At 59.9% G+C, this 18,806-nt stretch carries 16 protein-coding genes; 9 read left to right on the top strand and 7 right to left on the bottom strand.

The genetic code is table 11. The annotated features are described in order from the left end of the window. The first annotated feature begins 180 nt into the window (after positions 1–180). From BTN45_RS09855 to adh, 3 genes are all read left to right on the top strand, one after another. A complete protein-coding gene (locus BTN45_RS09855; RefSeq protein WP_207587501.1) occupies positions 181–2,262 on the top strand; it encodes a bifunctional diguanylate cyclase/phosphodiesterase in 2,082 nt (693 codons plus the stop codon). Between the two features lie 94 nt (positions 2,263–2,356). After that, entirely contained in the window at positions 2,357–3,316 is a 960-nt protein-coding gene (locus tag BTN45_RS09850) for a helix-turn-helix domain-containing protein (protein ID WP_006699467.1), read from the top strand. Positions 3,317–3,489: 173 nt separating this feature from the next. Further along, on the top strand, positions 3,490–5,007 hold the full coding sequence (gene adh / locus BTN45_RS09845; protein WP_112766604.1) for an aldehyde dehydrogenase: 1,518 nt from the start codon (positions 3,490–3,492) through the stop codon (positions 5,005–5,007). Positions 5,008–5,149: 142 nt separating this feature from the next. Here adh and BTN45_RS09840 read toward each other — a convergent pair whose 3' ends face one another. After that, a complete protein-coding gene (locus BTN45_RS09840; RefSeq protein WP_112766603.1) occupies positions 5,150–7,414 on the bottom strand; it encodes a methyl-accepting chemotaxis protein in 2,265 nt (754 codons plus the stop codon). A 189-nt stretch (positions 7,415–7,603) separates the two neighbouring features. Here BTN45_RS09840 and BTN45_RS09835 point away from each other — a divergent pair, with 189 nt between their 5' ends. The 4 genes from BTN45_RS09835 to BTN45_RS09820 are packed head-to-tail and all read left to right on the top strand — an operon-like array spanning position 7,604 to position 11,072. Continuing rightward, positions 7,604–8,443, top strand: coding sequence for a glycosyltransferase family 2 protein (locus BTN45_RS09835; RefSeq protein ID WP_035209259.1), 840 nt, complete (start codon positions 7,604–7,606; stop codon positions 8,441–8,443). Positions 8,444–8,463: 20 nt separating this feature from the next. Next, complete coding sequence (locus BTN45_RS09830; protein ID WP_035209260.1) at positions 8,464–8,751, top strand: lipid-A-disaccharide synthase N-terminal domain-containing protein; 288 nt, start codon at positions 8,464–8,466, stop codon at positions 8,749–8,751. Continuing rightward, positions 8,726–10,234 carry a glycosyltransferase family 39 protein gene (locus BTN45_RS09825; protein ID WP_207587499.1) on the top strand — a complete coding sequence of 503 codons (1,509 nt, stop codon included), beginning with the start codon at positions 8,726–8,728 and terminating at the stop codon, positions 10,232–10,234. Before BTN45_RS09830 ends, BTN45_RS09825 begins: the two co-directional genes overlap by 26 nt. After that, positions 10,224–11,072 (top strand): phosphatase PAP2 family protein, encoded by an 849-nt coding sequence (locus tag BTN45_RS09820; protein WP_207587497.1) that lies wholly within the window; start codon positions 10,224–10,226, stop codon positions 11,070–11,072. Before BTN45_RS09825 ends, BTN45_RS09820 begins: the two co-directional genes overlap by 11 nt. A 229-nt stretch (positions 11,073–11,301) precedes the next feature. Here the strand turns inward: BTN45_RS09820 and BTN45_RS09815 are convergent, their stop codons facing one another. From BTN45_RS09815 to lgt, 6 genes are all read right to left on the bottom strand, one after another. Continuing rightward, positions 11,302–12,234 (bottom strand): ribose-phosphate pyrophosphokinase, encoded by a 933-nt coding sequence (locus tag BTN45_RS09815; protein WP_003522877.1) that lies wholly within the window; start codon positions 12,232–12,234, stop codon positions 11,302–11,304. A 220-nt stretch (positions 12,235–12,454) separates the two neighbouring features. Next, the gene (locus BTN45_RS09810; RefSeq protein ID WP_137068869.1) at positions 12,455–13,189 is read right to left on the bottom strand and encodes a hypothetical protein; all 735 of its coding nucleotides are present in this window, start codon (positions 13,187–13,189) and stop codon (positions 12,455–12,457) included. Positions 13,190–13,278: 89 nt separating this feature from the next. Beyond that, positions 13,279–14,430 carry a Xaa-Pro peptidase family protein gene (locus tag BTN45_RS09805; protein WP_207587495.1) on the bottom strand — a complete coding sequence of 384 codons (1,152 nt, stop codon included), beginning with the start codon at positions 14,428–14,430 and terminating at the stop codon, positions 13,279–13,281. 1 nt (position 14,431) lies between these two features. Then, positions 14,432–15,226, bottom strand: coding sequence for a peptidoglycan editing factor PgeF (gene pgeF, locus BTN45_RS09800; RefSeq protein ID WP_207587493.1), 795 nt, complete (start codon positions 15,224–15,226; stop codon positions 14,432–14,434). A 151-nt stretch (positions 15,227–15,377) separates the two neighbouring features. Next, entirely contained in the window at positions 15,378–16,478 is a 1,101-nt protein-coding gene (locus tag BTN45_RS09795; RefSeq protein ID WP_207587491.1) for a class I SAM-dependent methyltransferase, read from the bottom strand. A 16-nt stretch (positions 16,479–16,494) separates the two neighbouring features. Further along, positions 16,495–17,307: a prolipoprotein diacylglyceryl transferase gene (lgt, locus tag BTN45_RS09790; RefSeq protein ID WP_207589720.1), complete on the bottom strand. Its 813-nt coding sequence runs from the start codon at positions 17,305–17,307 to the stop codon at positions 16,495–16,497. A 308-nt stretch (positions 17,308–17,615) separates the two neighbouring features. On the opposite strand from lgt, the gene BTN45_RS09785 reads away from it, so the two are divergent. Together BTN45_RS09785 and BTN45_RS09780 are read left to right on the top strand one after the other, a co-directional pair. Beyond that, a complete protein-coding gene (locus BTN45_RS09785; protein ID WP_207587489.1) occupies positions 17,616–17,879 on the top strand; it encodes an accessory factor UbiK family protein in 264 nt (87 codons plus the stop codon). Positions 17,880–18,305: 426 nt separating this feature from the next. After that, positions 18,306–18,806, top strand: coding sequence for a YbjN domain-containing protein (locus BTN45_RS09780; protein ID WP_004442934.1), 501 nt, complete (start codon positions 18,306–18,308; stop codon positions 18,804–18,806).

The following is an 18,806-nucleotide window of genomic DNA, read 5'->3' as shown; positions in this document are numbered from 1 at the left end:
ACAAACGGGAGACAAAGACAAGAGAGGCCTGCTTTTCGATCGCACGCCTTGCGGGTTTATTAGGTTGTACTAATTCACTCGCATGTTGCAACTTTTAATATGTGCTTATCCATTCATGTAAACCGGGCGAAAACTTGGCGAATGATAAGGCTACGCGAAATTCCAACTGCGTAGATGACAATGCTCAAAGTTCTCCAGTGCCTTACCATCGATCACGACTATCGATATACCGTCGCAGCGGTTTTCGTCTGCATGCTCGGTAGTTTCGTGTCGATGCGCCTTTTTTCGAAAGCACGTCTGGCGACGGGGGTGCAGAAGGTCAACTGGCTGTTTCTGGCAGGTGTCAATGGCGGCGCGGCGATATGGACCACCCATTTCGTGGCGATGCTGGGCTATGTTGCTGCGGGTGACGTGGGATACGATCCGTATCTGACCGGGCTGTCACTTCTGATTGCGATTACCACAACGACTGCCGGTTTCGGAATTTCTGCCTATGGCGGGCGCAGCGTGCTGGTGGAAGCCGGTGGGATCATCCTTGGTCTCGGCATTGCAGCCATGCACTACACCGGCATGGCGGCCTACAATGTTCAGGGCATGATTTTCTGGGATCAGAACTATGTCATCGCGTCCCTCGTGCTGGGGGCAGTGCTGGGCGCCGTTGCAGTCAATCGGGTCTCGCGGCCCGTTAATCGGTTCTGCCAGTACAGCGCGGTGGCGTTTCTCATCCTGGCGATAGCGTCGATGCATTATACCGGCATGGCCTCCATGTCTTTCGCCTTCGACCCGCGTATCATCATTCCTGAAAATCTGCTGCCGCCGGCCATCATGGGCGGAGGCGCCATTGCGGTTACGCTGTTGCTGCTGGCGCTGGGGCTTTCCACTTATGTCATCGACGCCCAGTCCACCCAGCAGGCGGTCGCCCGCTATCGCCATCTTTCGCTGCACGATCCGCTGACCGGCATTCCCAACCGGGCAGCCTTCATCGAACATCTCAATCGTCGCACGCGTCATATTTCGTTGGGCGCACACACCGCGCTTCTTTCCATCGATCTCAACCGTTTCAAGGAAATCAACGATGTGCACGGCCATGCGGCGGGCGACGCCGTGCTTCGCACCATCGCCGACAGGGCGAGTTCCGTGCTGAAGGCCGGCGAATTTCTGGCGCGCATGGGCGGTGATGAATTCGTGGCGATGACAAATTCCTATTATACCCGCGCCGACGGCGCCGAATTCGCCCAGAGGCTGATCGACCAGATCAGCAGGCCGGTGGAATGGAACGGGCAGACATTTTCGGTCGGTGCGAGTGTCGGCATTTCGGTCCGCAATACCGGCTCCATCGATGCCGATACGCTGATGGCGCAGGCGGATGTCGCGATGTACCGAGCAAAAAGCGGCAGTTCGGATACGATCTGCTTTTACGATAAATCGATGGATGAGGCCGCGCGTGAGCGCAATGTACTTGCCGTCGCCATGCGTAGCGGCCTCGCCAATAACGAGTTCGAGCTTTATTACCAGCAGCAGAACGACACCAGAAGCGGCAGCATCGTCGGTTTCGAGGCGCTTTTACGCTGGAACCATCCCGATCGGGGCATGATTTCTCCCGCCGAATTCATTCCGATCGCGGAGCAGACGGGGTTCATCGTCGAACTCGGCGAGTGGGTTCTGAGAGAAGCCTGCGCGCAGGCGGCACTCTGGAAAAAATCGCTTTCCATTGCGGTGAATGTAGCGCCGCAGCAGCTTGCGGATAACGAGTTCCCGGACAAGGTCGAAAAAATCCTGGCAGAAACGGGCCTTGCGCCTGAAAGGCTCGAGCTGGAAATCACCGAGGGCAGCATCATCGCCGATCACCGCCATGCGCTTGTCACCATCCGCAAGCTCAAGGCGCTCGGCGTCAAGATCGCGATGGATGATTACGGCACGGGCTATTCCTCGCTGTCGACGCTGCAGAGTTTCCCTTTCGACAAGATCAAGATCGACCGCGCCTTCATCGACGGGCTGTCGACCAATGTGCAGTCCGAAGCGATCGTGCGTTCGACGCTTATTCTGGCGCATAGCCTGAATATTCCCGTGCTTGCGGAGGGTGTGGAAACCAAGGCCCATGTCGAGTTCCTGCGCCGCGAAGGCTGCCTGCAGGTGCAGGGCTTCTTTTTCGGCAAGCCCGGTCCGCTGACATCCATTGCCAGCCTCGTGGATGACACCTTCCTGTCCATTGAGGACGAACCTGAGGTCACTGTCGGCAGGCGTTACTTCAAGGCGGTCTGACCGTCAGCTGCGCCTCCGATGCCGGTCGCGAAGTTTTTTGTTGAAACATCGACGCTTCCAGCGCACCATCGCCCAAAAGCTTTGGGAGGAGCGCATGCCGACTGACATCGCCCATGCGGAACGCGTGTATGAAACCGCACGCCACCGTTCCGCAGCCGCAAGTTCGCCGATTGTCGCCTCGTGGCGTCGCTGCATGGTCAAGCACCGTCTTGCACCGGAAGAAAATCGCAAGCCGATCTTTCTCAGCGAGACGGAGTTTCGGCGCGCCCGTGAAAGTGCCGCTGGCCTGATTGCTGAAAGCACCGACGAACTTGACCGAATTTTCCACAGTGTCGGGAGGTCCGGCTGCTGCCTGCTCCTGACCGATGCCCAGGGCGTTGCGCTGGAGCGGCGAGGCGCGTCCGGCGATGATCGCGATTTCCGGGCGCTCGGCCTCTGGTCCGGCGCCGTCTGGAGCGAAGAGAGCGTTGGCACAAACGGCATAGGCACCGCGCTCGTCGACGAGCGTTCGGTGGTTGTCTATCGTGACCAACATTTCTTCACGTCGAATACGGAACTGTGCTGCACCACGGCTCCCATTCGCGATCATACCGGCCGGGTGACGGGTGCGCTCGATATTTCCACCTGCCGCGATGACATCAACGAGATGACCTTTTCTTTTGTCACCCAGGCGGTGAAGGACGCGGCGCAGCGCATCGAGGGCAATCTGTTCCGCCGTGCCTTTCCGGGGGCACGCATCGTCGTCGTGCCAAGTGGGTTCGGGGCGGCGCTTTCGCTTCTCGCCGTGGATCAGGACGATCTCGTGCTCGGCGCGACCCGCGCCGCTCGTCTTGCGCTGAAGCTGGACGATGCCCGCATCGCGCAAGGTCTCCCGGCCGCGGATATCCTGCAGGAACAGCGCCATGACAGCGGTTCCGACCTCGCGGAAGCGGAGCGTTCGGCGCTGCGGCGCGTGTTGTCGCGCACCAACGGCAATGTCACGCAGGCCGCGTCCTTGCTCGGCATCAGCCGGGCCACGCTTCATCGCAAGATGAAGAAATTCGACGTTCATTGACGTTCTTGTTGTTGCGATCCGGCCGATCGCGCCGGATCAACGCGGCTTTGTCGCAGATGTGAGACAATGTGCGCTGCGGAACCGCGTCGCCCCTCTACCGAACCGTGCCATCTGGGCCCACCTTCCTTTCATGCGGTCCGCTCAGGATCGTTTTCATCAGGGAGGATGAAATCATGAATATTCAGGTTCAGCAGAAAGCGGGCGAAGCGCCCTTCAAGCTGAAATACGGCAATTACATTGGCGGCAAATGGGTGGAGCCGAAATCCGGCCGCTACATGGACAATCTCTCGCCGGTGACCGGCCACAAGATCTGCGAAGTGCCGCGTTCGGATGCAGCCGACATCGAGTTTGCGCTCGACGCGGCCCACAAGGCCCGCGACAAATGGGGCAAGACGAGCATAACCGAGCGCTCCAACATCCTGCTTAAGATAGCCCAGCGCATTGAAGACAATCTAGATCTCATCGCCCGGGCTGAAACCTGGGATAACGGCAAGCCGCTGCGTGAAACCACCAATGCGGATATCCCGCTCGCCATCGACCATTTCCGCTATTTCGCAGGCTGCATCCGCGCTCAGGAAGGCACGATCGGCGAGATCGATAACGATACCGTCGCCTATCACTTCCATGAACCGCTCGGTGTCGTCGGCCAGATCATTCCATGGAACTTCCCGATCCTGATGGCTGCGTGGAAACTCGCACCGGCGCTTGCAGCAGGCAATTGCGTGGTGCTGAAGCCGGCCGAACAGACGCCGGCCTCCATTCTCATCGTGATGGAGCTGATTGAAGACCTTCTGCCGCCTGGCGTCCTCAACATCGTCAATGGTACTGGCCTTGAAGCCGGCAAGCCGCTGGCGCAGAGCAACCGCATCGCCAAGATCGCCTTTACCGGTTCCACCTCGGTCGGCAAGGAAATCATGCGTTATGCCGCAGACAACGTCACCAACATCACCTTGGAACTGGGCGGCAAGTCGCCGAACATCTTCTTTGCCGACGTGATGAATGAGGACGATGCCTTCCTCGACAAGGCGCTGGAAGGTTTTGCCTTTTTCGCGCTGAACCAGGGTGAGGTCTGCACCTGCCCCTCGCGTGCTCTGGTGCATGAATCGATCTATGACCGTTTCATGGAAAAAGCGATCAAGCGCGTTCAGGCCATCAGCCAGGACGATCCGCTCAATCCGTCGACGATGCTGGGCGCACAGGCCTCGCAGGAACAGTTCGACAAGATCATGAGCTATCTGGAGATCGGCAAGAAGGAAGGCGCCAAGGTTCTGACCGGCGGTGATCGCAAGACGCTGTCGGGTGATCTGAAAGACGGTTATTACATCCAGCCGACTGTCTTTGAAGGCAACAACAAGATGCGGATTTTCCAGGAGGAAATCTTCGGTCCCGTTGTTTCCGTCACCACCTTCAAGACCGTGGAGGAAGCGCTCGAAATCGCCAATGACACGGTTTACGGGCTGGGCGCTGGCGTCTGGAGCCGTGACACGAACATCGCCTACCGCGCCGGGCGGGGCATCGAAGCGGGCCGTGTGTGGACGAACTGCTATCACGTCTATCCGGCGGGTGCGGCCTTCGGCGGCTACAAGCAGTCTGGTATCGGTCGCGAGACCCACAAGATGATGCTCGACCACTACCAGCAGACCAAGAACCTGCTCGTGTCCTACAGCCCGAACAAGGTTGGTTTCTTCTGAGGTCCTCCCCGGAAGCCGGCGAGGGGCTGTGGTGCCAGGTCGCCGGCGTGTTCCCAGGGGCGCCTGCCCCTGGGAGCCCGGATCGGGCTTTCAGGCAAAATAAAAGGCCGGAGGTTTTGCCTCCGGCCTTTTTTGTTGCGCATCACGCCGCGTAACGCTGGTCTCGCCGGCGAGGATCGCCCACGGAGAATTGCCCCACCTGTTCGGTCAGGCCATCCGCCTCGTTGGCGAGCGAGAAGGCGGCGGCCGTTGTCTCCTCCACCATGGCGGCGTTCTGCTGTGTCACGTGGTCGAGTTCATTGACGGAGGCATTGATCTCGCTGAGACGGCCGGATTGTTCTCGCGACGCGGTGGCGATTTCGCCGATCTGGTCGTTGACCGACTGGATGCGTTTCTGGATCTGTTCCAGGCTTTCACCGGTCTTCAACACCAGCGCCACACCGCTTTCCACATCACCCGCAGAGGTGGCGATGAGCTGCGTGATGTCGCGGGCGGCGGCGGCCGATTTCTGGGCCAGTTCGCGAACTTCCTGCGCCACGACTGCAAAGCCCTTGCCGGCCTCGCCGGCGCGCGCTGCCTCAACTCCGGCATTCAGCGCCAGAAGATTGGTCTGGAAGGCAATCTGGTCGATGACATCGATGATCTGGCGGATTTTGGCCGAAGAGGTCTCGATGCGTTCCATGGCAACGATCGCTTCTTTGACGACAGCCGTTGATCTATGGGCATCCTGCATCGTATCCGCCGTAGCGGCGACGGCGACATTGCAGCGCGACAGCGACAGATTGACAGCCTGCGTCATGTCTCCGAGCGCCGCTGCCGCCTCCTCAAGGGCTGCTGCTTGACGTTCTGTGCGCCGCGACAGGTCTTCCGAGGCGCTTTTCAGCTCGCCGGAACCGGAGCGGATGGCATTGGCGCTTCCGCCGATATTGGAGATCGTCGCTTCCAGCCCTGCCATGGAGTTGTTGAAGTCGATGCGCAGATGATCGAGTGACGGAACGAAGGGTTTTTCGATGCGAAGATCGAGCCTGCCGGCGGCCAGATTGGCAAGACCGGTGGCGAGCGCGTCCACGGCTTCTTCCAGTTCCCTGGCGCTTCTTGCCTTCTCCATCTCGCGCTGGGCGCGTTCCTCGTCCAGTTCTTCACCCTTGCGGTGGGCTTCGGCTTCCATCCGCTGCTTGTCCAGAATGCCCTGGCGGAAGGATTCCAGCGCGCGCGCCATGGTGCCGATCTCGTCGCCACGGGAAACTGCCTTGATCTCGATGTTGTTTTCACCGCCGTTCAGGCGCTCCATAAGACCGGCAAGTCCGGTCAACGGCTTGGTCAGGCTCGCGGAAACGAAAATCCCGATCAGCGTCATTATTGCTAGTACGGCCAGCGTTGCGACCGCTGCCCAGAAGGCGAGATCGTTGGCAGCGGCGAGAACCTTGCTTTCCTGTTGGCCGATGGCAAGAAGATGTTTCTGTCCGAAGACGGCGACCGGACGATAGGCATAGAAGATATTGCCCGCAGGTGTTTGCGCCATGACCGTTCCGGCGTCGTTTACGTTGGAAAGGGCAGCGAGACTTTCGGAAACGGCAGCATCCGCACCGCCCGAGAGGACGCCAGCCCTGAGTTTCCCGTCGGAGCTCAGGAGAACGGCGTCGTCGATGGTCTTGCCGGTTTCCTCGGGCGTCACCACCGCGCCGATGCGATCGGCGGCGATGCGCATGATAACGGCACCCTTGCGCTGGAGCTGACCCCAGTTGGAGACGGCGAGCGGCATGCCGATCATGGCCGAATTATTCTCGCCATCGCTGAAGCCCGTGGTGCTGACGACGCCGTCCTTGCCGGCTTCGATGCGGTCGAACAGCTCCTTGATCGCGGCGTTCTGCGGTTCCGTTACATTGGTCAGGAAGTTCTTTCCCTTGGTCACGGAATAGATAATAAGGCCGTTCTTGTCGATCACGTAGATATCGCTGACGCGGGTATTACGCCAGACGCTGGCAATGGCGGCGTTGATGGTCGCATGACGAATGGCGTAGAGCAGCCGCAACCCTTCGCCGTTGAAGGAGGCGCGCTCCTCTTCGGAGACGCCCTCTCGGCGGAAAGCCTGGATGATGGCGTCCTTTTCCGTTGGAACAACGGTGGTCATCGTTTCCAGCGCCTGAGCCACCGCGGCGTTCTGCGACAGTTCGGAAATGCTCTGTTCGACGCGCAACGTATAGGCATCAAGCTGCTTGGACTGGTTGCCTGCAACCGTTTCGAGCCTGATCTTGCTGGCGTCGATCAGCCCCGATTTACCCATCTCGTAGGACAGCAGCCCCACCGACAGGCAGGAAACCAGTGTCGCACCGGTAACGAGCGCGGCAAATTTGGCTTTGATTGACAATGATTTAGCTTTGACAGCAGTCGGATTTCCACCCGGCATCCTGTTTTCCTCCCCCCAAAAAACGTGGCCGTACCGTTGCAAAAATTGTTTACGGTCGCGTTAAAGGACAGGGAATTGTAGGATAATTTCCCGCATGGCGTGAAAAAATCGAAGAGCCGCGCGGATAGGCACCACGTAATAAAACTGCAACAGAACGGGCGCATATCCAGCGAAGATCAACGGCTGTTCATGTTCATGCAAGCTTTTCACGCTCCTTCTCTCGCCACAATCGATGATGTTTGCGGAACCCGCGCAGACGGATGTGACGGAGCCAATTTGCGATCTGCCCCGGATTTTGCCGTTGTCGTGCCCATGCACAATGAAGAAGCGAGCGTTGAAACGCTGGTGGCAGAGATCGTGAGCGCCTGTGCGCCGGTCGGCCGCTTCGAGATCGTTGTGGTGGATGACGCTTCTTCTGACCGCACGGCGGAAGCGGTTCTGGCGCTCGCTGCCCGTTACAGCATGTTGCGGCTGGTGCGGCACGACCGCCAGGGCGGTCAATCGGCTGCGATCCACAGCGGAGTGCAGGCGGCGCGCGCGCCTATCGTATGTATGCTGGACGGCGACGGCCAGAATCCGCCGGACAATCTGCCGGTACTTCTTGCACCGCTTCTGTCCGCAAATGCACCGCGCCGGCTTGGGCTGGTGGCCGGCCAGCGCGTCGGCCGGCGCGACACGCTGGGAAAACGCCTTTCCTCCCGCTTTGCCAACGGGCTTCGGGCGCGAATTCTGAAGGATGGCACGCGCGATACGGGCTGCGGCCTCAAGGCCTTTCGCCGCGACGCCTACCTCGCTTTGCCGTATTTCGACCATCACCACCGCTACTTCCCGGCGCTGTTCAATCGTGACGGCTGGCAGGTCGCCCATGTCGACGTCACGCACCGGGCGCGGCTGCATGGAAATTCCCATTATACCAATATCGGCCGGGCGCTGGTGGGCATCCACGACCTGATCGGCGTCGCATGGCTTTTGCGCCGGCGCAAGCGGTCAAGCTGGGCTGAAACTTTCATAACGGAGACATTGCCGTGAACGTACCGGCTTTATGGTCCATGCTGCATGTGAACAGCTGGGAAGAATTCGTATGGGTCTTGACCGGTTTCATGGGCCAGATGCTGTTCACCATGCGTTTTCTGGTTCAATGGATTTCATCGGAACGGGCCAACCGGTCGGTCATGCCGGTGGCTTTCTGGTATTTTTCGATTCTTGGCGGTGTGGTGCTGCTCTCCTATGCATTGTGGCGGCGCGATCCGGTCTTTGTTCTCGGGCAGGCATCCGGCCTCTTTATCTATGCTCGAAATCTCTGGTTGATCCATGCAGAACGCCGCCAGCATGCATGAGGCGGCGACCCTGCCTTATGCGCGGGCAGGCGCCGAGCGCCAATGGCTGACATTCGCGTTTTCGGCGATTGTCCTCGTAACTGCCCTGCGCGTCCTTGGGCTCGCCTTCAACCGCACCGACCTTTTTGTCGATGAGGCGCAATACTGGCTGTGGGGTCGCGAAATGGCGCTCGGCGCCTATTCCAAGCCACCGCTCATCGGCTGGCTTATTCGTGCGGCCACCATTCTGGGCGGCGGGGAGGGCACGTTTCAGGTGCGGCTCGCCGCACCCGTCGTGCATGGCGTTGCGGCGGCGGCCATTTTTGTGCTCGGCCGCATGATCTACGATGTCAGGCTGGCCTCGCTTGCGGCGGTGATCTATCTGACCTTGCCAGCCGTGACGCTCGGCAGCCTGCTGATCTCGACCGATACGCCGATGATGCTGTTCATCGTGCTGTCGATGATATCCGTGCGCAAGCTTGCGCTCGTCCGCAGCGAGGGCAGGGCGGCGTTGGGTTGGAGCATCGCTCTGGGTCTCTGTTTCGGCCTCGGGCTGATGTCGAAATATGCGATGATCTATTTTCTGCCGTGCTTCATCGCCGCCAGCTGGCTTTGCGAAGCATGGCGAATCCGGCTGCGTGACGCGGTCATTGCTGCGTTCGTCTGCGTTGCCGTGATCGCGCCCAATCTGTGGTGGAATGCGGCCCATGATTTCATGACGGCACGCCACACCGCCGACAATGCCAACTGGCACGGTGTCCAACTCAAGATCGGCTCCGCGCTTGAATTCTTCTTTTCCCAGGCAGGTGTGGTTGGGCCATACGTCTTCGTAGGCATGATTGTTGCGACAATCCGCGCAAAAACCGGTGAAGCACGGGCGCTCGTCGCTCTTTCCGTACCGATCGTGCTTTTGATCACGGCACAGGGCCTCATGTCGCGGGCACTCGCCAATTGGGCGGTGGGAGCTTATGCGGCAGGCGTACTGCTGGCGGTGCCGATCCTGGCATCGCGACGTTGGCTCATCGTATCCACACTGGTCCTCGGCGGCATCGTCGCAATCGCGCTGCCGCTGATGACGATAGTGGGAACGGGCCTGCGCCTGCCGAACGGTAAACTGGCGATGGCACGTTATCTTGGAAGCTCCGAGCTGGTATCGACCGGCCTGTCACGGGCGCGTGAAGCAGGTGCGGACGCTATTGTCGCCAATGATCGTTCGATATTGGCCGAGCTCTTTTACCAGTTGCGGGACGAGAAACAGATGTTGACGCGTGCGCTTCCGGAAACCGGCGTGCCGTCCAGCCATTATGCCCTTCTTTATCCATTGAAGCCGGGCGAAGCGAAAAATCCGCTGTTTCTGGCAAGTGCCGATGGCTTGCCGGCGTGTCTTGCAGGCGAGGAGCCGGTGGCGCACTGGATCGCCGGCCCGGGCTCTGTCGAGGGCAGGGAAATCGGGCTGTGGCGCCTGCCACCACAATGCATCCCGGAGAGCGTCAATGGGCAATGATGTCTCGCATATGCGGATCACCATCTGGGTTACGTTCGCAGCGCTTGCGCTGGTGATCCTGTTTGCGACCTTTCCCTCTATAGATCTGCGCTTTTCCGCCTTGTTTTTCTCGCCGGTGGGCCAGCCATGGCCTGGCCGGGAGCCGTTTCCCGAATGGCTGCGCGACACGTTGCGGGAAGGTGTCGAGCTCGCCGCGCTTCTGACTTTCCTGGTCCTCGTCGGCAATCTCCGGCTCGGCACTTCGCAGCGAACCGGCTGGCGAGTCTGGGCGTTCCTTTGTGGTCCCGTGATCCTCTGTGCCGGGCTGCTGGTCAACGGCGTGCTGAAGGCCATGATCGGTCGCGCGCGTCCGTTCAGCGTTACCGAATTTGGCGGGCATCAGCTTTTCACGCCACCTTTTCAGTTCAGCACGCAATGCTATTCGAACTGTTCGTTTTCTTCGGGTGAAACCGCACTGATCGCGAGCTTTTTCCTGCCACTCTGCGTGCTTGTCTGGCCGCGCCTGCGGCCCTATGGGCGATGGGTGGTGGGAGCCCTTGCCGCCGGGGCAATCATTCTCATGTCCGGTCTTCGCATCGCGGCCGGCGGGCATTTCCTCAGCGATGTGGTGATGTCCATCCTGTTTTCGGCCCTGACGACACTGTTTCTGTACCGTGTGCTGGCGATAAGCCACCACCGTCACCTCTTCAGCGGTGCTGCCATCTCAGCCGATACGATCAGCCTTTGGCGCAATGGCCGCCACGCCATACTTACCCGCGTTCGGGGCTGGTGGCCGAAAATCAGGACTGCAGCCACCCGTCTCCAACGGCCCCCGGACACGGGTGCGGCGTCGTCTTAGTTGGGAGTTCGAGGTGCAGCATCGCTGGGGTGGGAGCGAGCGGCAAGACAGTTCCGACTCATCCTAGGGGTTGTCCCTATTGCCCGCGCGCCTTGATTTTATCGACGTGGTTAGCTCCTCGGCACAAGGCCGAGGATCACGTTGAGTGAATATGCGCCCACTTTGGCTCAAGCGCATGCCGGAAAAACCGGCAGACGTAGGCAACCCTCAGCGTGATTGCTGAATTTATTCAGTCGAACAGGCCGGAAACCGACTGTTCCTGCGCGGTCCGGTTGATTGCTTCGCCGAGCAGGCCGGCCGTGCTCACCACGCGGATATTATGCGCGGACTGGACACCGGTGGTCGGCTGGATGCTGTCGGTGATGACGAGTTCGCGCAGCTTGGAAGAGGCCACGCGGGCCACCGCGCCGCCCGAGAGCACGCCATGGGTGATATAGGCAGTAACGCTGGTCGCGCCCTTTTTCAGCAGGGCTTCAGCGGCGTTGCAGAGCGTGCCGCCGGAATCGACGATGTCGTCAATGAGGATGCAGTCCTTGCCGGAGACATCGCCGATGACGTTCATGACTTCGGATTCGCCGGGACGGTCACGGCGCTTGTCGACGATGGCCAGAAGACAGTCGAGGCGCTTGGCCAGCGCACGGGCGCGAACCACGCCGCCGACGTCAGGCGAAACGACCATGACATTGTTGGTGTCGTAGTGATCCTTCACGTCGCGGGCGAGAATCGGTGCTGCAAAGAGATTGTCGGTGGGGATATCGAAAAAGCCCTGGATCTGTCCGGCATGAAGATCGAGGGTGAGAACGCGGTCGGCGCCGGCTTCGGTAATGAGATTGGCAACGAGCTTGGCGGAAATCGGAGTGCGGGGGCCGGCTTTGCGGTCCTGGCGGGCGTAACCGAAATAGGGAAGCACCGCGGTAATTCGTTTGGCCGAGGAGCGGCGCATGGCATCGATCATGATGAGCAGTTCCATCAGATGATCATTTGCCGGGAAGGAGGTGGACTGGACGATAAAGACGTCCTCGCCGCGCACGTTCTCGCTGATTTCTACGAATATTTCCTGGTCAGCAAACCGCTTTACAGTGGCATTTCCGAGAGGAACATTAAGATACTTGCAGATCGCTTCGGCAAGGTGCCGGTTCGAATTGCCTGCGAAAACCTTCATTGCGGCCGCCTGTTTCCATGCCATCGCCTTGCGCCACGGGGCTCAATCCGCCGTAACCAAGCGTCGTTCAAGGGGAGGAACATCCGGCTGAAAAGCCTTTGCCGGATACGCCTTGTTGCCATGCGCGCCTTAATAGCGCTGTTGCTTCCGATTGCAAGAGGACTCCGCGCTTTCGCAATGATTTTCGTGAAATCTCTGTGACTTCTCCCGTCGTTTCACCTCATCCGCTTTGAGACTGCTTCCATGACGTGTAGTCGTTGAGTGTTTTTGCAGCGATGTCCTGCATGACTTTGTCGGTCACGGCGGCCCATGGATCACTGCCTCGCGCGGTCACTGCCTCCTGCCCCTGCAGGCGGTGCAGCCGCACGCCATTGGCGTCGAGAATGTCCCACACGTATACGACATTGACCTTGCCGCCATCGGCAAAGGCGGAAAAATATCCCTTCAGAATATTTTCGGCGGAGTTGTCGTTGGATGCGCGGATTGTCAGCCCCTTGGCCCGCGCTTCGGCCCCCAGTTGGCGGGATAGCGGTGTCACCGCCTGTACCGGTGCGCCGATGATGGGCAGGAAGCGGATGGAATTCGCGGCGGTGGCAGGTGCAAGGGAAGCCGTCTGCTGTGATGGCGGTTGTTGCGTGACGGCGGGGGCCGCGGCCGCGGTCTGGTTCTGACGGAGCGGTTCCCCGTACTGGCTGCCATTGGACAGCGCCTGTGCCTGTGCCTGCAGGGAGTTCTGGGGTGCATAGGCCGGGACGGACGATGCGATTGCAGGCCCGCCTGCGGGTGCGCGGTCGGCGGCTGCCGCCATCTGGTCGAGATCACCCTGTGTTACCGGCGTCGACTGTGATGCGTTGTGGCCGACATCCACCTGTGGCGTCAGTGCTTCCGTGGTGTTGCAGCCGGATAGGATCAGTGCCAAAGCCGGAACAATGAGGGCAACCCCCAACCGGCTCATGCGATTTTCCCTCTCATGTTCCGCTCCTTCTTGCCCAAGGTGGCGCAATGTAAGGGCGGTTTTCCCGCTGTGTCAAACCCGGGGGCGATTTAAGCTGTGAGAAGATCAAGGCTGTGACGCGACAGTGGCTCCGGCGCGCCGTCCGTGGTCAGATATGTCTGGCCGAGCGTCATGGCCGTGCCGGAATCGGAATCCATCACGATCATATGCACAAAGAGCGTCATGTCAGCGGTGATCTCCTGCGGATTGCCGGAGTGGAACATCTGATGCTCCATCCAGGACGGGGAGAAGCGCGCGCCCAGCGAATAACCGCAGGAGTTCAGCCGATGGCGGGTGAGGCCGCGCTCGTCCATGACGCGGGCATGCACATCGAAGACATCGCCAAAGGTCTTGCCCGGCCGCAGCACCTCCTCGATGGCGGTGAGGTTTTGCAGGCAGGCGCTGTAAAGCTCCTTCTGGCGGAAATCCTGTTCGCCGATCACCACCGTGCGCATCATGGCGGCATGGTAATGGGCGCTGACGCCGGCCCATTCCAGTGTCAACTGATCCTTGCTGTCGAGGACACGACGGCCTGCCTTGTAGCGGCAGAGAAGCGCATCCGCGCCTGAGCCGATGATGAATTCATTGGCGGGGTAGTCGCCGCCGCCCGCGAGCACGGCACCCTGCATTGCCGCAAGAATGGCGGCCTCGTCCGCGCCGGGCTTGATGAGCGGCAATGCTGCATCGAGAGCCTCATCGGCCAGCTGGCCAGCCTCGCGGGCATAAGCGATTTCGGCGGGACTTTTGACGAGCCTGAGGGTGCTGACGAGATACGACGCATCGACCATCTGGCCGAAGCTCGCAAGCTGGTTATCCAGCAGGCGGGCGACACGGCCGGTCATGCCGTGGGTGTCATATTCCACGCCGATCTTTGCGCCCAGAAGGTCGAGATCGCTCAGCAGGTTTTTGAGATCGAGCGTCGGGTCGGCATTGGGTCGATCGACCCAGAGGAGGACGTTCTCGATGATCGAAGTATTGCGGGCCTGACGCAGATCGGCCGAGCGTGTCAGCAGCGTCATGGAGCCGTCCGATTTCACCACCAGCGTCTGGAAGAAGCAGTAGCCGAAAGTATCGTAGCCGGTCAGCCAGTACATGCTTTCCTGGGCGAAAAGCAGCAGCGCATCCAGCTTCTCCTCGGCCATTTTCGCGAGCAGCCGCTCGCGGCGGGCATCGAATTCCGAAAGCTCGAAATGCAGGGCCATCTTAGTCCTCCAGAATTGCGATTGCGGAAATCTGCCGGCCGTAATCGGGTTCGGCGCGGTGGGTGGTGCGGCGGTAGGAATAGAAGCGTTCTTCGTCCGGGTAGGTGCAGAGACCAAGATTTTCCGCCTTCACACCGGATTTGGTCAGGCGGTCGATGGTGAACTGCTTGAGATCGAACAAGGCGTGGCCCTCTTTCTCCGCCCTGGAGAAATAATCCGCGTAAGCGGGTTCGATATCGGTGAAACGCGCGACATATTCCGGCCCGACCTCATAATTGTCCTGGCTGATGGAGGGGCCGAGCGAGGCAGCAATACGATCGCGGCTGGCCCCGAGCTTCGTCATCGCCTCGATCGTGTTTTCCAGCACGCCGAACAAAGCACCCTTCCAGCCGGCATGGGCGGCACCCACGACGCCCGCTTCCGCATCGGCGAACAGGATGGGGCCGCAATCGGCGCTCAACACGCCGAGGACGAAACCCGGTGTCGCTGTCACCATCGCATCTGCCTGCGGACGGCTGCCGTCATAGGTTCCGTCAACCACGACGACCTCGGGAGAGTGGACCTGATGGACCGTGGCGAGGCGGTCTGGGGCAAGGCCGAACCATTGGGTTACGCGGCGGCGGTTTTCCTGCACCCGTTCCGGCTCGTCATCAGATCCGAGCCCGACATTGAGGCCTTGATAAAGGCCATCGGAAACGCCGCCCTGCCGGGTGAAAAAGCCATGGCGGATGCGATTTTTATCGAAGGCGGCGAGGAGGGGACTCTGGATGGGTAGCGGCAGCGTTACGTTCTGCATGGTGCGGGAGTTCCTTGGAGAATTTCGCTGTAGCCCAGTGGAGCAGGGTCAAGCGAGATGTTTCCTGTTGCCGCGGCGTTGCGCGGCGTGTGTGATGCAGTGTGCCTGCTTCGTGTGTCGCGACGATGTTGGCCCAGAGGTTATTACGCTGTCAATCCACTGCCCGAAACGGCAGAAGATGGAGCGCGGGACTGGAAACGGCGATGACTTTGAAAAGTTCCCCCATCTTGCCGGCGCCTTCGCCGGCGAGGCGGTTGACGGCTTCGGCGATGGCGAGGGTCTGGTCCGCGGTTGCCTTGGCGGCGAGCGCCCCGGCCCGTTCCTTGAGGCCGAGGCCGTAGAGGAAATCGCCCTGTCTCAGGGTGCCGTTAACATGAACACCGGTCGCCTCGGCCGTTTTTACAAGACTTTCGAAATCGACATGGCTGGTCAGATCGGCTTCGCCTGGATGGGCGAGCGGCGGATCGAAGGCATGGTTGCGCATGGCCTGCAGCGTGTCGCCATAGCCGGCAACCAGATGGCCGTAATCAATGGCGAGCGCGGTGCCGCCATGGGCAGACAGGCGCTGGCAGATTGCGGTCATCACCGCTTCCCGGGCGGGCGAAATCTCGAATATGGTGCCAAGCGGCTGCCGTTCGGGCTGCGGCGGAAGCAGCGCCGGGTCTATGCTGGCAAGACCGGTGGAGAAGACGAGGTTGCCATTGGCATCGAGGCTGACCACGCGTTCGCGGAAACCCTGCGGCGTCCTGACGAATTGCCGGATCGGAATGGCGTCGAAAAGTTCGTTGGCGACAAGCAGCAGGAAACCTTCAGGCACACCGTCGAAACTGTCATGCCATGCCAGTCGACCCGCATGTTCGGCCAGCGCCTCCTTCTGGATGGCGGAAAGGCGGGGGCTGGTTTCCACCAGATGCACCCGCATCGTATCATAGAGCGGCGGCGCGATGCGGCGGATGACGCGCAGCATGTCCGCCATCATGGTGCCGCGGCCGGGGCCGATTTCCACCAGCCGGGTTTCAGCGGGTGCACCGTGCCTCTGCCAGGCATGAACCACGAAAACACCAAGCATTTCACCGAAAAGCTGGCTCACCTCCGGGGCGGTGATGAAATCACCCGAACGGCCAAAGGGCTCGCGGCTCTTGTAATAGCCATGTTCCGGATCGGCGAGGCAAAGTGAAAAGAAGTCGGTTACGCTAAGCGGACCGTTGAGCCGGATAAGTGATTTGATGCGTTGCGCGAGCGGTGTGGTCATGGCTGGCCATACCGCTTTAGGCGACTTTTGCCGCGCGGCGCGCGCGCAGGACGGCCCAGAGGCCCAGAAGGAACATTGGAGTGGACAGAACCATGCCCATGGTCAGCCAGTTGCCGGCGAGGTAACCGATCTGCGCGTCCGGTTCACGGAAGAATTCCACGAAGATGCGTGACAGCGCATAACCGCAGACGAAGATGCCGGTGACGGTGCCGGGCCGCTTCAGAGCCTTGAAGGCGTAAATGGCGATGGCCAGAACGATGGCCAACACGAGGCCTTCGAGGCCAGCCTCATAAAGCTGGCTCGGATGGCGCGCGAAAGGGCCGCCTGTGGGAAAGACGACCGCCCATGGCACATCGGCAATGCGGCCCCACAATTCGCCATTGATGAAATTGGCAATGCGCCCGAAGAGCAGCCCGATGGGCGCTACGGCCGCAACGATATCGAACATGCTCCAGACAGGAATGCCGTTCTTGCGGGCGAAAAGAAGCATGGCGATCGTCGTGCCGATCAGGCCGCCATGGAACGACATGCCGCCATTCCATATTTCGATGGCTCTGATGGGATTGGCGGCGACCGCAGCGAGATCGTAGAACAGGATGTAGCCGATGCGTCCGCCAAGCACGATTCCGCCAGCAGCCCACAGGATGAAATCGTCAAGATGCTGCGCCGAGATGGGTGAGGCGTCGTTAGGCCACAGGCGATCCGTGCGGGCGAGGCGGCGGGCGTAAAGCCAGCCGAGCATGATCCCCGCAACATAGGCGACGCCGTACCAGTGGATCGCCAGCGGACCGATGGACAACGCTATCGGGTCGATGTTCGGGAAGGGCATGATGGCGAGTGAAGTGGGAGCGGCTATCAATCCGTATATATTCCGTCATCGTTGCTGGGCGGACAACGGATCATCCATTGTCTCAAAGGACCGGGCGATGATGCTCACCGGTTCTTTGACGCCAAGGAAAATGGCGATTGCGGTGGCGGCGGTCAAGGTGATTCTTTAAGCTATGGCTCAACATACCAAAGGTGACGCAAGCTCTTGGGATTTTTCGATTTCGCTTGCAAGGCGACGGTGGAGTGCCTACCTGAATGCTATCAACAGCGGGCAAGACGATGCCCCTGAACCGACGAAGGATGAGCGCCATGAGCACGACAGGCACCAATCGTTTTCTGGATGAATTCGCCAAGCTGATGGCGGATGCGGCCGGCGCGGCCCAGGGCGTGCGCAAGGAAGCCGAGGCTGCGTTCCACGCACAGGCCGATCGCTGGCTGAACAGTCTGGATGTCGTCCGGCGCGAGGAATTCGACGTCGTGCGGGAGATGGCTATCCAGGCGCGGGATGAAAATGACGCCCTGCGCGCCCGGATCGAGGCTCTCGAAGCAAAGCTTTCGGCCACGAAGGACTGATTCTTCATCACTTTTCTCAGAAGCCCCGGATCGCAGGCGATTCCGGGGCTTTTTGTTTTTCGGCTCTCTGTGGCCGACTTGATCTCCGGTTGCCGAAAGTCGTGCTCAGACGCGAATTTTTTGGGCCTGTGGACACTTCCAAAAAACACAATCGGCAGAGTCGCTTAAGACTCTCGCCTGAGGTGATGGGGGAGAAGATATCCACTGCTCAAAAAGCAAAAATGGCGACCGAGGGGTGGCAGCGGGACTCGGCCATTATACACTGATTTTAAATGATGATTCGAAAAGACCGGTAAGCTCCAGACAGGGTGAATGCGTTATTCTGGTGGTGTCGGGCAATCGTCTCAAATGTTTATCCCGGTTTGTATGTGCGTTTTGTGCCCGGCGTTCAAAACACGACATTCCGACCGGCTGAGAAGGTGCCGCATGAGTCTGATAGAATTTGAAATTGAGCGTCAGTCCAATCCCGTCGATATGATCGAGATTGTCGCTGCCTCGAATGACTGGTCGTTCGAGCGTTCGGGCGAGGACGAGATCGCCATGACTGTGGCGGGCCACTGGGCCGATTATCACGTTTCATTTGCGTGGATGGAAGATTTCGAAGCGCTGCATCTTGCCTGCGCCTTCGACATCAAGGTGCCCGATCACCGTGTCAACGAAGTCATTTGCCTGCTGTCGCAGGTCAACGGTCAGGTGCTGATGGGGCATTTCGATCTGTGGCGGCAGGAAGATGTCGTGATCTTCCGCCAGTCGCTGCTTCTGTCAGGCGGTGCCGAGCCGAACAACCAGCAAGTAGAAGTGCTGCTGTCCAGCGCGCTGGAGGCCTGCGAGCAATATTATCAGGCATTCCAGTTCGTCGTCTGGTCGGGTCTGGATGCGAAAAGTGCAATCGAAGCGGTCATGTTCGAGACCGTTGGAGAAGCGTAA

Source organism: Rhizobium sp. ZX09 (assembly GCF_017357485.1).
GTDB lineage: Bacteria > Pseudomonadota > Alphaproteobacteria > Rhizobiales > Rhizobiaceae > Agrobacterium > Agrobacterium pusense.
This window is presented reverse-complemented; position numbering and strand designations above follow the sequence as displayed.